Here is a 15,880-nt window from a genome sequence, read left to right on the forward strand (position 1 = left end):
GGGAGAAAGGAAGAGGATGGGCGAAGCGGAAAAGGGCTCGCACTACCCTTGGGGGGGGGGGGGGGGGGTGTGTTTTTCCCCCCCCCCCCCCCCCCCCCCCCCCCCCCCTCTCCATGCGTGGGGCAGGCCCCGCGGTCATGCGGCGCGTACGGCGCCGAAGCGGATGTCGTACGACGTCTGCGGGTGCATCGTCCGCAGCATCCGCTCCCCCTCGGCGGTGACCTCCTCCCGCTGGGCCGCGGTGAGCCGGCCGAAGGGCTCGATGACGAGGGCGTGCTCCTCCAGTCGCCACAGACCCGCGAGGAATCCGTCGACGAGGAGGGTGCGGTGGGCGATGTTGCCCTGCCAGGCGCGGCCCCGGTACTCGGGCGGGACGACGCGGGTGCGGTCGGCGTGGTAGAGCAGCAGGTTGTCGAACTCGGGCAGGAAGCGGGGCGGGGCGGGGGTGTCCGGGTCGGGGCGGGGGGCGTCCGGGAGGTCGAAGAGCTCGGTGCCGCTCTCGTCCCGGTAGGTCACGAGCCGGGGCCGGAGACGTTCGAAGGCGTCGCGCAGGCGGGTCAGTCCGGACCAGGTCTGCATGTCCCGCACGGAGGCCGGGCCGAAGGCGGCGAGGTAGCGCAGGACGACCGCGTCGGGCGTGGCGGCCGGTTCGGCGGGACGGCCCAGCCAGTGCTCGGCGGTGGTCAGACTGACCTGCCCGCTCCGGCCCCACAGGCCGCGCGGGGTCACCTGCACGAGCGGCAGCCGGCACCGGGCGGCGACGGACAGGGCCTGCGGATCGGCGTCGGGCCACTCCTTGAGCAGGGCCTCGCGCAGTTGCCTCATGGTGCGGGGCTCGGTCTCGACGAGGTCGCGGGCGAGGGCGGCGAGCCGGTCCAGGTCGACACCGGCGAGTCCCTCGCGGAAGTTCGTCAACTCCCGGTCCCGGGCGGGCTGCACCAGCGGACGCAGGGTCAGGCAGTCGTCCGCGGTGTGGGTGTGGATGGTGGAACGCAGGGTGACGATCCGGACGACCTCGCGGTCGGCCATCAGCCCGGACAGCGCCTCGGGGGTGAATCCGTCTAGGCGGGCGGCGAGCGCGTAGTACGGGGGCTTGACGCTCTGCGCCTGGAGACCGACCAGGTGCTCGACGGCCGCGGCGGCGGAGAGCCGGGCCGGGCGCAGGAGCAACTGGCGGTCGAGGGTGGCGCGGTTGAGGGCCCGGATACCGAGGTGGGGTGCCGTGACGCTCCGCTTGGTGTTCGTCATGTGGGCACGGTAGCGAGAGTCGCGGACAGGTTCTGGCCGCGATGGCCGAGACTCCCGGAGCCGGCGGTATTCCGGGCGCGGCGGGGTAATGGGACGTCGATCAGCCCCCAGTTGAGAAGGAGCCGAGGATGACCGACGACGCCTGCCTGTTCCTGCTTGACGACGCGTCCGCGCGGCTCGGCGTGGCCCCTGCCGCCGTCGGGGAGCTCGCCTGTATGGAGACTCCCGCGGTACGCGCGTGGCTGGACGCTCAGGGAAGCACGCCGGACTCCCCGCAGCTGCGCCTGCTGCCGCCGGAGGAGACGGCTGCCGTTCCCGAGTCAGCGGAACGGCTGCCCGTCCCGCTGAGCGACGAGGAACTGAGCCGGGTCCGACACCGGATGGCACCGGAGCCGCTCGCGCGGGTCGAGGAGGAGTTGCTCGCCTACCGCGACTGCGCGGACGGGCGGGACGGCCTGATCGGACGCGCGCTGGCCGCCGGCGTGACACCGCACCGCATCGTCGAACTGACCGGGGTGGACCCCGCGACGGTGACCGCTGCGGCGAGCCGCTGAGGACGCCGCGGCTGCTCGGCCGGCGTCCGCGCTCACGCGCCGGGTCCCGGGTCCGGCTGGACGGCTGACTCGATGCCGGCGCGGGCCGCTTCCAGCTGGGCGGCGAACGCGATGCCGAGGAAGAGCGCGACGGCGGTGAGGTTGGCCCACAGCAGCAGGGCGATGAAGGCGGTGAGCGGCCCGTACACGGCGCCGAAGGCACCGCTCTCCTCGACGTACAGCGCGAGCAGCCAGGTGGCCGACACCCACAGCAGCAGATGCACGGCCGAGCCGAAGGCGAGCCAGGTGTAGCCGGGCTGGACGCGGCGCGGCGACCAGCGGAAGATCACGGCGGAGGCCACCCAGGCCAGCGCGAGCCCCACCGGGATGTCGAGCACACCCCACCACCGCGACCCGCTGTCCTCCCAGCCCGCCGAGTCCGCCACGGCGTCGCCCACGGCCTCGCCGGCGACCAGTACTGCGAACCCCAGCACCAGGGGCAGACCGGCGGCGAACGCGAGGACGATCGCCCGCCCGTACTTGCGCGGGAAGGGACGGTCGCGCTCGATGCCGTAGATGCGGTTGGCGCCGCGCTCGATCTGGCCCATGGCCGAGGCGAGGTTCAGCAGCGCGAAGCCCAGACCGAGCCACAGGGCGAGCGTGCCCCAGACGTCGCCGTGGGCGGTGCGCCGCGTCCCTTCGAAGGCGTCCTCGACGATCTGCGCGCTGGCCCCCGGCACGATCCGGCCGAGCGTCTCCTCGATGACCCGGCCGACACCCTCCGTGTGCACCGACGTGGCCAGTCCGACGAGCGCCACGGTGCACGGGACCAGCCCGAGCACGACCTGAAAGGCGAGGGCCCGCGCGTTGGTGAAGCCGTCCGCGTACCGGAACCGTGCGAAGGAGTCGGTCAGCAGCCGCAGCCCTCCGTAGTGGCGCAGGGCGGTGAACGCCTCGTCTCCGGAGAGCTCGTCTCCGATCATGTCCCGGGTCTGCGGGACGTGGACGGCGGTACCCATGGCGTGCACACTCCTTGTCGTAGGGCGGCTCCCTGCCGGAGGCTGCTCCCTGCCGGAGGCGGCCCCCTGTCCGGCTGCCTTGTGAACGTCTCCCCTCAGGGGAGATCGGGATCACAGAAACGGCGAGGGAAAGGTCACAGCCTCGTCCACTGCTGCTCCTCTGTGTCCGTGTCCTAGCATCCGAGCATGACGGTCCTGCCTGACGACGGGCTCGAGCTGGCCGGCGACTTCCCTGATGTGCCCCATGAGCAGTGGCAGCGCCTTGTGGCGGGTGTGCTGCGCAAGTCGGGCAAGGAAGTGGAGGGCGCCGAGGCCGAGGAAGCCCTGTCCACCGCGCTGGAGGACGGGCTGCGCACCCGGCCTCTCTACACCGCGCACGACACCGCGCCCGAGCCGGGCCTGCCCGGGTTCACTCCCTTCGTTCGGGGCGGCCGGGCCGAAGGGAACACGCTCGGCGGCTGGGACGTACGGCAGCGGCACGCGGTGGCCGACGGTGGCGCGGTGCTCGCGGATCTGGAGAACGGCGTCACCTCCCTGTGGCTGGCCGTGGGGGAAGGCGGCATCCCGGTGCCGGAGCTCGGCCGGGTCCTCGGCGGCGTCCATCTCGACCTCGCCCCGGTCGTCCTCGACGCGGGGCGTGACTCCGGCGCCGCCGCGCGGGAGTTGCTGCGGCTGTACGAGGAGCGCGGTGTCGCCCAGGGGGTGGCGCGCGGCAATCTGGGCGCGGATCCGCTGGGGCACGAAGCCCGGAGCGGACAGCCGGGCGACGTCGCTGCGGCGGTGGAGCTCGCACGGCGGTGTGCCGAGGGGTACCCGGGGCTGCGGGCGCTGACCGTGGACGCGCTGCCGTACCACGAGGCCGGCGGCTCGGCCGCCCAGGAGCTTGGCTGCTCGCTGGCCACGGCGGTGGCGTACCTGCGGGAGCTGACCGGGGCCGGGCTGAGCGTCGAACAGGCCTGTGGGCAGCTGGAGTTCCGGTACGCGGCGACCGCCGACCAGTTCCTCACCATCGCCAAGCTGCGGGCGGCGCGCCGGCTGTGGGCGCGGGTCGCCGAGGTCTGCGGGGCGCCGCGTGCGGGGGCGCAGCTCCAGCACGTCGTGACGTCCCCGGTGATGATGACGCGCCGCGACCCGTGGGTGAACATGCTGCGCACGACCATCGCCACGCTGGCCGCCGGGGCGGGCGGGGCCGACGCGGTGACCGTGCTGCCCTTCGACCACGCCCTCGGCCTGCCGGACGCGTTCGCGCGCCGCATCGCCCGCAACACCTCCACCATCCTCATCGAGGAGTCCCACCTGGCCCGGGTGATCGACCCGGCGGGCGGCTCCTGGTACGTGGAGCGGCTCACGGACGAACTCGCCCACGCGGGCTGGGAGTTCTTCCAGCGGATCGAGCGGCTCGGCGGCATGGCGGCCGCGCTGCGCTCCGGAGAGGTCGAGCGGGACCTCGCGCAGACCTGGCAGGCGCGCACCGGCAGGCTGGCCAAGCGGCGCGAACCCATCACGGGCGTCAGCGAGTTCCCGTACCTGGCGGAGAAGCCGGTGGTGCGCGAGAGCGCGCCGGAACAGCCGTCCGGCGGGCTGCCGCGGGTACGCCGCGACGAGGCCTTCGAGGAGCTGCGGGCCCGCTCGGACGCGCATCTCGCCGCAACCGGCTCCCGGCCGCGGATCTACCTCGCCGCGCTCGGTCCCGCCGCCGCCCACACCGCACGCCTGACCTTCGCCTCGAACCTGTTCCAGGCGGGCGGCATCGAGCCGGTCACCGAGGGCACGTTCGCGGAGAGCGGCGCGACGGAGGCCGTGCTGTGCTCCAGTGACGCCCTGTACGAGGAGCAGGCGGCGGCCCGGGCCGCGGAGCTGAAGGAGGCGGGCGCCTCGCACGTGTTCCTCGCCGGGCGGCCCGGGGAGTACCCGGGTGTCGACGCGTACGTCTTCGCGGGCTGCGACGCCGTGGCCGTGCTGTCCGCGACCCTCGACCGCATGGGAGTGTCCCGATGACCGCCCCTTCCGGCCCGTCCGTCCCCGACTTCTCCGGGGTCGAGCTGGGCGTCCCGGCCGCCGACGGCGGCCCCGACGAGTGGCGTTCGGCCGTCAAGAACGCCTCCGGCGGGGACGACCTGCTCTGGGAGACCCCGGAGGGCATCGCCGTCAAGCCGCTGTACACCGGGCGTGACCTGGAGGGCCTGGACTTCCTGGAGACGTACCCGGGCGCGGCGCCGTATCTGCGGGGCCCGTACCCGACGATGTACGTCAACCAGCCCTGGACGATCCGCCAGTACGCCGGTTTCTCCACGGCCGAGGAGTCCAACGCCTTCTACCGGCGCAACCTCGCGGCCGGGCAGAAGGGCCTGTCCGTCGCCTTCGACCTGCCCACGCACCGGGGTTACGACAGCGACCACCCGCGCGTGACCGGTGACGTCGGCATGGCGGGCGTGGCCATCGACTCGATCTACGACATGCGGCAGCTGTTCGACGGCATTCCGCTGGACAAGATGACCGTGTCGATGACGATGAACGGCGCCGTGCTGCCGGTGCTGGCGCTGTACATCGTGGCGGCGGAGGAGCAGGGCGTGCCGCCGGAGAAGCTGGCGGGGACCATCCAGAACGACATCCTCAAGGAGTTCATGGTCCGCAACACCTACATCTATCCGCCGAAGCCGTCGATGCGGATCATCTCCGACATCTTCGCCTTCACCTCGCAGCGGATGCCGCGCTACAACTCCATCTCCATCTCCGGCTACCACATCCAGGAAGCGGGCGCGACGGCCGACCTGGAGCTGGCGTACACGCTCGCGGACGGCGTGGAGTACATCCGGGCGGGCCGTGAAGCCGGCCTGGACGTGGACGCGTTCGCACCCCGGCTGTCGTTCTTCTGGGCGATCGGCATGAACTTCTTCATGGAGGTCGCCAAGCTGCGGGCGGCGCGCCTGCTGTGGGCGAAACTGGTCAGGCAGTTCGACCCGCAGAACGCCAAGTCCCTGTCCCTGCGTACTCATTCGCAGACCTCCGGCTGGTCGCTGACCGCCCAGGACGTGTTCAACAACGTGACGCGCACCTGCGTCGAGGCCATGGCGGCCACCCAGGGCCACACGCAGTCGCTGCACACCAACGCCCTCGACGAGGCGCTGGCCCTGCCCACCGACTTCTCGGCGCGGATCGCCCGCAACACGCAGCTGCTGCTCCAGCAGGAGTCCGGCACGACCCGCGTGATCGACCCGTGGGGCGGCAGCGCGTACGTGGAGAAGCTGACGTACGACCTGGCCCGGCGGGCCTGGCAGCACATCCAGGAGGTCGAGGCCGCGGGCGGCATGGCCAAGGCCATCGACGCGGGCATCCCCAAACTGCGCATCGAGGAGGCCGCGGCCCGCACCCAGGCCCGGATCGACTCCGGCCGGCAGCCGGTCATCGGCGTCAACAAGTACCGCGTCGAGACCGACGAGCAGATCGACGTCCTGAAGGTCGACAACTCCTCCGTGCGCGCCCAGCAGATCGAGAAGCTGCGGCGGCTGCGCGCGGAGCGGGACGAGACGGCCTGCCAGGACGCGCTGGACGCGCTGACCCGGGCCGCCGCCGGCGAGGGCAACCTGCTGGAGCTGGCGGTGCGCGCGGCCCGCGCGAAGGCCACCGTCGGGGAGATCTCCGACGCCCTGGAGAAGGTGTACGGCCGGCACGCGAGCCAGATCCGTACGATCTCCGGCGTGTACCGCAACGAAGCAGGGGAGTCCCCGTCCGTGGACCGCACCCGCGCCCTGGTCTCCGACTTCGAGGAGGCCGAGGGCCGTCGCCCGCGCATCCTGGTCGCGAAGATGGGCCAGGACGGCCACGACCGCGGCCAGAAGGTGATCGCGACCGCCTTCGCCGACCTCGGTTTCGACGTGGACGTCGGCCCGCTGTTCCAGACCCCGGCCGAAGTGGCGCGGCAGGCCGTCGAGGCGGACGTGCACATCGTCGGCGTCTCGTCGCTGGCGGCCGGTCACCTCACCCTCGTACCGGCGCTGCGCGAGGCGCTGGCCGAGGAGGGGCGCAAGGACATCATGATCGTGGTCGGCGGGGTGATCCCGCCGCAGGACGTGCCGACGCTGCTGGAGATGGGCGCGGCGGCGGTCTTCCCGCCCGGGACGGTGATCCCGGACGCGGCGTACGACCTGGTGAAGCGGCTGTCGGACGGACTCGGGCACGACCTGTGATCGATGTCGACGCGTATGTGAAGGGCGTACTCGACGGGAAGCGGGCGATCATCGCCCGGGCCATCACGCTCGTCGAGTCGACCCGCCCCCAGCACCGGGTGCTGGCCCAGGAATTGCTGACCGCGCTGCTGCCGCACAGCGGGCGGGCCCGGCGGATCGGGGTCAGCGGGGTGCCCGGTGTGGGCAAGTCGACGTTCATCGACGCGTTCGGCTCGATGCTGACAGGGCTCGGGCACCGGGTGGCGGTGCTCGCCGTCGACCCGTCCTCCAGCCGTACCGGCGGCTCGATCCTCGGCGACAAGACGCGGATGGAACGGCTGGCCGTGGACCCGGCGGCGTTCGTCCGCCCCTCCCCCACCGCGGGCACGCTGGGCGGCGTCGCCAAGGCGACCCGTGAGTCGATCGTGGTGATGGAGGCGGCGGGCTACGACGTGGTCCTGGTGGAGACGGTCGGCGTCGGGCAGTCCGAGACCGCGGTCGCGAACATGGTCGACTCCTTCCTGCTGCTCACCCTCGCCCGCACGGGCGACCAGCTCCAGGGCATCAAGAAGGGTGTCCTGGAACTGGCCGACGTGATCGCCGTGAACAAGGCGGACGGCCCGCACGAGCGCGACGCCCGTGCCGCCGCGCGGGAGCTGGCGGGCGCGCTGCGGCTGATGCACGGCAAGGACGCGTTCTGGGCCCCGCCCGTGCTCAGTTGCAGCGCCCGTGAGTCGAGCGGCCTGGACACGGTGTGGGAGCGCCTGGAACAGCACCGCACGCTGCTGGACTCCACCGGCCGCCTCACCGCCAAGCGCCGCGACCAGCAGGTCGACTGGACGTGGACCATGGTCCGCGACGAGCTCCTCGGGCGCCTGCACGCCAACCCGGCGGTGCGGGCGCTGGCGCCGCTGCTGGAGCGGCGGGTCAGGGAGGGCGAGCTGACGCCGACGCTGGCGGCGGAGCGGATCCTGGGGGCTCTCGGAGGTTCCGGCTCGGAGAGTTCCTGAGCGGAAACGGCACGGATGGCGATTCCGCACACCCGGCTTGCATGACTATGCAAAGTGATACATACTCTTTCTATGTCCAAGGTCCTCACCTCCCTGCCCGCCGGCGAGCGCGTCGGCATCGCCTTCTCGGGCGGTCTCGACACCTCCGTCGCGGTCGCGTGGATGCGCGACAAGGGCGCCGTCCCGTGCACCTACACCGCCGACATCGGCCAGTACGACGAGCCCGACATCGCGTCGGTGCCCGGCCGTGCGAAGACCTACGGGGCCGAGATCGCGCGCCTGGTCGACTGCCGTGCCGCGCTGGTCGAGGAGGGCCTGGCGGCGCTGACCTGCGGCGCGTTCCACATCCGCTCGGGCGGGCGGGCGTACTTCAACACCACGCCGCTCGGCCGTGCCGTCACGGGCACGCTGCTGGTGCGCGCGATGCTCGAGGACGACGTCCAGATCTGGGGCGACGGCTCGACCTTCAAGGGCAACGACATCGAGCGGTTCTACCGCTACGGCCTGCTCGCCAACCCGCACCTGCGGATCTACAAGCCCTGGCTGGACGCGGCGTTCGTGACCGAGCTCGGCGGCCGCAAGGAGATGTCGGAGTGGCTGCTCGCCCACGGGCTGCCCTACCGCGACAGCACGGAGAAGGCGTACTCCACCGACGCCAACATCTGGGGCGCCACGCACGAGGCGAAGACCCTGGAGCACCTCGACACCGGCGTCGAGACCGTCGAGCCGATCATGGGCGTGAAGTTCTGGGACCCCGAGGTCGACATCGCCACCGAGGACGTGACGATCGGCTTCGAACAGGGCCGCCCCGTGACGATCAACGGCAAGGAGTTCTCCTCCCCCGTCGACCTGGTCATGGAGGCCAACGCCATCGGCGGCCGGCACGGCCTGGGCATGTCGGACCAGATCGAGAACCGGATCATCGAGGCCAAGAGCCGCGGCATCTACGAGGCCCCGGGCATGGCCCTGCTGCACGCCGCGTACGAGCGTCTGGTCAACGCGATCCACAACGAGGACACCCTCGCCCAGTACCACTCCGAGGGACGGCGGCTCGGCCGGCTGATGTACGAGGGCCGCTGGCTGGACCCGCAGGCGCTGATGATCCGCGAGTCGCTCCAGCGGTGGGTCGGCGCGGCCGTCACCGGCGAGGTGACGCTGCGGCTGCGGCGCGGTGAGGACTACTCGATCCTCGACACGACCGGCCCGGCGTTCAGCTACCACCCGGACAAGCTGTCCATGGAGCGCACGGAGGACTCCGCGTTCGGCCCGGTGGACCGGATCGGCCAGCTCACCATGCGCAACCTGGACATCGCCGACTCGCGCGCCAAGCTGGAGCAGTACGCCGGCATCGGCCTGATCGGCACCGGCAGCCCGACCATCGGCGCCTCCCAGGCGGCCGCGACCGGGCTGATCGGCACCATGCCGGAGCTGCCGCAGGGCGGCGCCGAGGCCATCGCCTCCCGGGGTGCGGTCTCCGAGGAGGACGCGTGGCTGGACCGCGCCGCGATGGACTCCGGCACGGACTGATCGCTTGCGGTGTCCCGTGACGCGGGGCGTCACGCGGAAGGCCGGCCCGGCACCCGGGCCGGCCTTCCGCGTGTCCCGGCTCTCCCGGCCTGGCCGGCAAGGACGTGCGGCACGGACCCGGACTGCTGCGCAGGGCGGCGGTCCACCCTGCGCAGGCCGCGGACCGACCGCCCCTCAGCGCGTCCCGGCCATCTCCCGGACCGGTGTGTCGAGGGCGTCGAGGCTGCGCAGGATGTCCTCCACGCGCTGCTTGGCGTCGCCGAAGAGCATCTGGCTGTTCTCCCGGAAGAACAGCGGGTTCTGGACACCCGCGTACCCGGCGGCCATCGACCGCTTGAAGACGACCACGTTGGCCGCCTCCCACACGTGCAGCACCGGCATCCCGGCGATGGGGCTGGCCGGGTTGTCGGTGGCGGCCGGGTTGACCGTGTCGTTGGCGCCGATGACCAGGACGACCGAGGTGCCGGCGAAGTCGTCGTTGATCTCGTCCATTTCCAGGACGATGTCGTACGGCACGTTCGCCTCGGCGAGCAGCACGTTCATGTGCCCGGGAAGCCGGCCGGCGACGGGGTGGATGCCGAAGCGCACCTCGACGCCCCGCTCGCGCAGCTTGCGCGCCAGCTCGGCGACCGGGTACTGGGCCTGAGCGACCGCCATGCCGTAGCCCGGCGTGATGATCACTGAAGAGGCGTCGCGCAGGAGTTCCGCGGTCTCCTCCGCGCTGATCTCCCGGTGCTCCCCGTGCTCGCCGTCGTCGGCCGCCGCCGGGGTGCCGAAGCCGCCCGCGATCACCGAGATGAAGGAGCGGTTCATCGCCTTGCACATGATGTACGACAGGTAGGCACCGGAGGAGCCGACCAGCGCGCCGGTGACGATCAGCAGGTTGTTGGCGAGCAGGAAGCCCGAGGCGGCGGCGGCCCAGCCGGAGTAGCTGTTGAGCATGGAGACGACCACCGGCATGTCACCGCCGCCGATGGAGGCGACCAGGTGCGCGCCCAGGGCGAGGGCGATGACGGTGACCGCGATGAGCAGACCCAGGTTCGGGCGTGCCACGAACGCGATGGTCAGCCCGACGAAGGCGACCAGGGCCCCGATGTTCAGGACGTGCTTGCCGGGCAGCGTGAGCGGGCGGGAGTCGATGCGTGCCGAGAGCTTCAGGTACGCGACGACGGAACCCGTGAAGGTGACGGCACCGATGAACACCCCAATGAACACCTCGGCGTGGTGGATGCCGAGCAGCGAACCGGTGAGCTCGGCGTCGACGTCGAGGTAGCCGTTCCAGCCGACGAACGCGGCGGCGAGGCCGACGAGGCTGTGCATGATGGCGATCAGCTCGGGCATGCCGGTCATCTCGACCACCCGTGCCCGCCACAGTCCGATGCCCGCGCCGATGGCGGTGGCGACGGCGATCAGCACGAGACCGGTGGCGGTGATGTCCTTCGACGCGAGGCCGACGGTGGCGGCCAGCGCGACGACCATGCCCGCGATGCCCCAGACGACTCCCGAGCGGGAGGTCCGGTGCTGCGAGAGCCCGGCGAGGCTGAGGATGAACAGCAGCGCGGCGACGACGTAGGCGGCTTCTGAGGCCGTGACTGTGGTCATCCGTGATCAGCCCTTCGAGAACATGCCGAGCATCCGGCGGGTGACGGCGAATCCGCCGAAGATGTTGATGCTCGCCAGCAGGATCGCGGCGAACGACAGCACGGTGACGGCGGTGTTCCCGTGCCCGATCTGGAGCAGCGCGCCGACCACGACGATCCCGGAGATGGCGTTGGTGACCGACATCAGCGGGGTGTGCAGCGCGTGGTGCACGTTGCCGATGACGTAGAAGCCGATGACGATCGCCAGCACGAACACCGTGAAGTGGCCGATGAGTTCGCTCGGCGAGAAGGCCGTCACCAGGAACAGCGCGAGCGCCCCGGCGCCGACGAGGGCGTACGAGGACCACGCGGGGCGTGCGGGCTTCGACGGTGGCGCGGCCGGCTGCGTGCCGCCGGCGGACGCGGGGGCGGGCGCCGGTGCGGCGGACACCTGGACGGGGGGCGGTGGCCACGTCTTCTCGCCGTCGCGGACCACGGTCATCGACCGCTGCACCACGTCGTCGAAGTCCAGGACGAGCCGGCCGTCCTTGCCCGGGGTGAGCAGCTTCATCAGGTTGACGACGTTGGTGCCGTACAGCTGCGAGGCCTGTGCGGGGAGCCTGCCGGGCAGGTCGGTGTAGCCGATGATCGTCACGTCGTTGTCGGTGACGACGGCCTTCCCGGCGACCGTGCCCTCGACGTTGCCGCCCTGGGCCGCCGCCATGTCGACGATCACGCTGCCGGGCTTCATCCGTGCGACGTCCTCGGCGGTGATCAGCCGCGGCGCCGGGCGGCCCGGGATGAGCGCGGTGGTGATGATGATGTCGACGTCGGCGGCCTGCTCGGAGTACAGCTGCGCGGCGAGCCGGTCGTAGTCCTCCGAGGTGGCCCGCGCGTAGCCGTCGGTGCTCACCTCCTGCTCGACGCCCACCGACAGGAACTCCCCGCCCAGCGAGCGGACCTGCTCGGCGACCTCGGGCCGGGGGTCGGTGGCGCGGACCACGGCACCGAGGCTGCGGGCGGCGCCGATCGCGGCGAGCCCGGCCACACCGGCACCGGCCACGAGCACCTTGGCCGGCGGCACCTTGCCGGCGGCGGTCACCTGGCCGGTGAAGAACCGGCCGAAGGCGTGCGCGGCCTCGACCACGGCCCGGTATCCGGCGATGTTCGCCATCGAGCTGAGCACGTCCAGGGACTGGGCGCGCGAGATGCGCGGCACGGCGTCCATGGCGAGCACGGTGATCGGTCGCCGCGCCAGTTCGTCGACCAGTTCCGGGTGCAGAGCGGGGCCGATCAGGGCGATCAGCGTCGCCCCGTCCCGCAGCCGGCCGATCTCCTCACTGGAGGGGCCGTTCACCTTGAGCACGATCTCCGCCTGCCACGGGTCGCCGAGCCGGGCTCCGGCCTCCTCGTAGGCCGCGTCGGAGAAGCGGGACGAGGCTCCCGCCCCCGGTTCGACCACCACCTCGTAGCCGAGCGCGGCAAGTCTTCCCACGGTGGCCGGCGTCGCCGCCACCCTGGTCTCGCCCGCAGTGGACTCGGCGGGTACGCCGATCCGCTGGGGTTCCGGTTCCGCTGGGACCATCGTCTCCCTCTCCGTCGTTGGGGTGCCTGTCCTCCTTGGTGCCCGCATCCTGCACCTTCGACGCGGCATAGGCGGCGGGCCGTGGTCACATGGCCGACGAGGCCGTCCTCACATCGCCGGGGGGTTGCCGTGAGGCGCATTCAGGGGTAGTCGGTGTGACCCCTGGGTCGGAAGGGGCTTGTGATGCGTCACGGCCACGCGGGGCGCAGACTGAATCCGTGAGCAGCACGCGCCCGGGGCGCGACGGGACCGCGGCCCCCTCCCGAACGGTGCCGCAGCAGACTGTGGCGCTGGCGGCGATGATGTTCGCCGTCGCCATGACCTTCATCGACCAGACGATCGTGTCCATCGCGGCACCGGACATCGTCCGCGAACTGGGTCTGTCGTCGTCCGGCATGCAGTGGGTGGTGAACGCCTACCTGCTGTCCCTGGCGGCGTTCTTCGCCCTCGGCGGGCGTCTCGCGGACCTCTACGGCCCTCGCCGGATCGTCGTCATCGGCACGGTGGTGTTCGTCGTGTCGTCGGTGCTGTGCGGCTGTGTCCCGGCGGGCGGCGCCGCGCAGGCCTGGCTGATCGTGTTCCGTGCCACCCAGGGACTCGGGGCCGCGCTGCTCTTCCCCGCGGCGCTCGCCGTGGTCGTGGCGGTGTTCCCGGTCGAGCGACGCGGACGCGCTCTCGCCCTGTTCTTCGGTGTCTCCGGCGCCCTGACGGCCCTGGGCCCGCTGCTGGGCGGCTGGCTCACGGCCTGGACGTGGCGGGCCGTGTTCTGGGTCAACGTGCCGGTGGCGATCGTGGCGCTGGTCCTCACGTCCCTGGCGCACCTCTCCGACCGGCGGCGGTCCGGCACCCTGGACGTCCCCGGCGCCGCCCTGATCGCGGCCGGCATGGGGCTGAGCGTCCTCGGCTTCCAGCAGGCCTGGTCCTGGGGCTGGGACAGCTGGGCGACCTGGGTGTGCGTCGCGGGCGGCCTGGCGGTGCTCTACGGGTTCGTCCGGTACGAGCGCCAGGTCCGGCATCCGCTGATCGACCTGCGGGTCTTCCGCGACAAGGCGTTCACCGTGGACGCGGCGGTGCTGTTCTTCGCGATGCTCGCCTTCGTCCCGGTGTTCTTCTTCAGCTCGGTGTACGCCCAGGTCTCCCTGAGCGCCTCGCCGAACCAGGCGGCCCTGTTCCTGCTGTACTTCTTCGCGGGCTTCGCGATCGCCTCGCAGTGGGGCGGCCGGATCCTCGACAAGCAGGGCGCGCGTCCGGCCCTGAAACTGGGCACCGCGGTGGGCTGCGCCGGGTTCGCCCTGTGGGCGAACAAGCTCACCGACCTGTCCATGCACGACCAGTGGCCCTACGCGGCCCTCGCCGGGGCGGGGATCGGCTTCGTCCTCGCGCCCGCCTCGACGGACGCCGTCAACCGGGCCATCGGCGCCTCCTACGGCGAGGTCACCGGTATCACCCAGACCGTGCGCAACTACGCGGCGAGCGTGGGCCTGGCCGTCTACGGCACGGTCCTGACCCACGTCACGACCGAAAAGGTGGTGCAGACCCTGCGGTCCCGCGGCATGCCCGCCGGCGACGCGGACGCCGTGGCCCGGGACATCACCGAGTCGGTCACGGGCAACGGCGACTCCCGGCCGCCCACCGGCACCGGCCCCGCCGCCGAGGCGACACGGGACGCGATGAGCGCCGTCCGCATGGACTTCGCCGAGGCCAACCAGTGGGTGTTCTACGGCATGGCCATCGCCCTGGGCATCGGCTTCCTGTGCGCCCTGCGCCACCCGGGCGGCCGGGCGGCCACCACGGCGGCGGAGAAGGGCGAGCCGGTCGGGCGGACACGCTGACCGCCGCGCGGGAACTCGTCAGGTGAACAGGCCGGTCGTGCGCTTCTGGATCTCCTGTGGGGTCAGCTCCTCGATCGTCTGGGAGATCATCCAGAGATGGCCGAACGGATCGGCGAGACGGCCGCCGCGCTGCCCGTAGTGCTGGTCGGCGACCGGGTACACCACGCTCGCCCCGCCCCGCAGCATGGCCTCGGCCACGGCGTCGGCGTCGGCCACGTCCAGTGCCATGATCACCGGGCTGCCGCCGAGCGAGTCCGGCGCCGGATCGCTTGCGTCGGCGTCCTTGACCGCGATCACCGCGCCGCCGAGCCGCAGCATGGCGTGCACGATCTTGCCGTCGGGGCCGGTGTACCGCTCGATCTCCTCGGCGCCGAACGCGGTCCGGTAGAAGTCGATCGCCCGGGGCCCGTCGGAGACCACGAGGCGGGCGTAGAGCCGGGTGAGGGACGGCTTGTCGTCTGTGTTCGTCATGCCTTCACGATGGCCGGGTCCGGGCGGCCGTGGATTGTAGAAAACGGCCGGCCGGGCAGGACCCGTCACCCGTCGAGCGGAACGTGGTTGCGTTCCCGGGGCGAGCGCGGCGCGTACGCGGTCGGGGTGATCCCGGCGAGCGCGCGGAACTCGCGGATCAGATGCGCCTGGTCGTGGTAGCCGCACTCGGCGGCGAGGAGCGCCCAGTCCGGCTCCCCGGACCCCGCGTTCACATGGCCCAGCAGCCGCTGGAAACGCCGTACCCGCGCATACCGCTTCGGCGGGAGTCCCAGCTGTTCGGTGACCCTGCGGGCCAGCCGCCGGGAGGTCCAGCCGAGCTGGTCGGCGACCTCGCCCACCGGCGTTCCGCGGTCGAGCAGCACCGCGGCGAGACGGATCGCCGGGTCGGGCTCCAGGGCACGTTCCGCCCGCCGCAGCAGGACCGTCTCCAGCTCCCGCAGACATGCGTGCGGGCCTCCGGCGGCCATGGCCTGAAGCAGCCGCTCGCGCAGCACCGCACCGTCCGCGCCCCACAGCTCGTCGAGCCCGGCGAGCCGGTCACGGACCGCGCTGACCGGAACGGTGAGGAACGGATACGCCCCCGCGGGCCGAAACGCCACCCACAGGACCGCGCGCTGCTGCGCCGGGTCGATCACCGCCGGCCCCGTGTACGGCCCCTGCAGGGCCGCACCCCGGGTCCGCCTGTCCGACGAGCCCAGGACGTCCCCGTCGAGGTTCACCAACAGCTGGGCCCCGCCCGTCGGCAGGGACAGCTCGGCGGGGTGCGCGAACCGTCCCTCGACATAGCCGAGCGCACCGATCAGCGGCGCGAGCGCCGGCGCCGACGGCCGGACCGTGAGCGAGACGGGGATCTCCTCCGCCGTGCGAGCCATACGCCCAGCCTAGGAT

Annotated in this window: 12 protein-coding genes; 6 read left to right on the forward strand and 6 right to left on the reverse strand. The window is 72.2% G+C overall.

What is annotated here, in order from left to right:
• Positions 1 to 135: 135 nt before the first annotated feature.
• Complete coding sequence (locus AC07F0_RS38240) at positions 136 to 1,248, reverse strand: winged helix DNA-binding domain-containing protein (protein WP_478984781.1); 1,113 nt, start codon at positions 1,246 to 1,248, stop codon at positions 136 to 138.
• A 128-nt stretch (positions 1,249 to 1,376) separates the two neighbouring features.
• On the opposite strand from AC07F0_RS38240, the gene AC07F0_RS38245 reads away from it, so the two are divergent.
• Positions 1,377 to 1,802 carry a DUF6003 family protein gene (locus AC07F0_RS38245; protein WP_478984782.1) on the forward strand — a complete coding sequence of 142 codons (426 nt, stop codon included), beginning with the start codon at positions 1,377 to 1,379 and terminating at the stop codon, positions 1,800 to 1,802.
• Between the two features lie 32 nt (positions 1,803 to 1,834).
• Here AC07F0_RS38245 and AC07F0_RS38250 read toward each other — a convergent pair whose 3' ends face one another.
• The gene (locus AC07F0_RS38250; protein ID WP_436726306.1) at positions 1,835 to 2,800 is read right to left on the reverse strand and encodes a YihY/virulence factor BrkB family protein; all 966 of its coding nucleotides are present in this window, start codon (positions 2,798 to 2,800) and stop codon (positions 1,835 to 1,837) included.
• 186 nt (positions 2,801 to 2,986) lie between these two features.
• Here AC07F0_RS38250 and AC07F0_RS38255 point away from each other — a divergent pair, with 186 nt between their 5' ends.
• The 4 genes from AC07F0_RS38255 to argG all read left to right on the forward strand — a co-directional run bounded on the left by AC07F0_RS38255 (position 2,987) and on the right by argG (position 9,503).
• Complete coding sequence (locus tag AC07F0_RS38255; RefSeq protein ID WP_478984784.1) at positions 2,987 to 4,798, forward strand: methylmalonyl-CoA mutase family protein; 1,812 nt, start codon at positions 2,987 to 2,989, stop codon at positions 4,796 to 4,798.
• On the forward strand, positions 4,795 to 6,987 hold the full coding sequence (gene scpA / locus AC07F0_RS38260) for a methylmalonyl-CoA mutase (protein ID WP_478984785.1): 2,193 nt from the start codon (positions 4,795 to 4,797) through the stop codon (positions 6,985 to 6,987). The genes AC07F0_RS38255 and scpA overlap by 4 nt, the downstream gene beginning before the upstream one ends.
• Positions 6,984 to 7,976 carry a methylmalonyl Co-A mutase-associated GTPase MeaB gene (gene meaB / locus AC07F0_RS38265; RefSeq protein ID WP_478984786.1) on the forward strand — a complete coding sequence of 331 codons (993 nt, stop codon included), beginning with the start codon at positions 6,984 to 6,986 and terminating at the stop codon, positions 7,974 to 7,976. The genes scpA and meaB overlap by 4 nt, the downstream gene beginning before the upstream one ends.
• A gap of 72 nt (positions 7,977 to 8,048) precedes the next feature.
• Positions 8,049 to 9,503, forward strand: a complete 1,455-nt coding sequence (argG, locus tag AC07F0_RS38270; protein WP_478984787.1) for an argininosuccinate synthase — start codon at positions 8,049 to 8,051, stop codon at positions 9,501 to 9,503.
• Between the two features lie 174 nt (positions 9,504 to 9,677).
• Here argG and pntB read toward each other — a convergent pair whose 3' ends face one another.
• On the reverse strand, positions 9,678 to 11,105 hold the full coding sequence (gene pntB, locus AC07F0_RS38275) for a Re/Si-specific NAD(P)(+) transhydrogenase subunit beta (RefSeq protein WP_478984789.1): 1,428 nt from the start codon (positions 11,103 to 11,105) through the stop codon (positions 9,678 to 9,680).
• Positions 11,106 to 11,111: 6 nt separating this feature from the next.
• A complete protein-coding gene (locus tag AC07F0_RS38280; protein WP_478984791.1) occupies positions 11,112 to 12,668 on the reverse strand; it encodes a Re/Si-specific NAD(P)(+) transhydrogenase subunit alpha in 1,557 nt (518 codons plus the stop codon).
• A 299-nt stretch (positions 12,669 to 12,967) separates the two neighbouring features.
• Here AC07F0_RS38280 and AC07F0_RS38285 point away from each other — a divergent pair, with 299 nt between their 5' ends.
• Complete coding sequence (locus AC07F0_RS38285) at positions 12,968 to 14,500, forward strand: MFS transporter (protein ID WP_478984857.1); 1,533 nt, start codon at positions 12,968 to 12,970, stop codon at positions 14,498 to 14,500.
• A gap of 18 nt (positions 14,501 to 14,518) precedes the next feature.
• Here AC07F0_RS38285 and AC07F0_RS38290 read toward each other — a convergent pair whose 3' ends face one another.
• Entirely contained in the window at positions 14,519 to 14,971 is a 453-nt protein-coding gene (locus AC07F0_RS38290) for a VOC family protein (protein WP_478984793.1), read from the reverse strand.
• A 65-nt stretch (positions 14,972 to 15,036) separates the two neighbouring features.
• Positions 15,037 to 15,864, reverse strand: a complete 828-nt coding sequence (locus AC07F0_RS38295; protein WP_478984795.1) for a helix-turn-helix domain-containing protein — start codon at positions 15,862 to 15,864, stop codon at positions 15,037 to 15,039.
• Positions 15,865 to 15,880 lie beyond the last annotated feature (16 nt).

This window comes from Streptomyces sp. NPDC045955 (assembly GCF_056430805.1).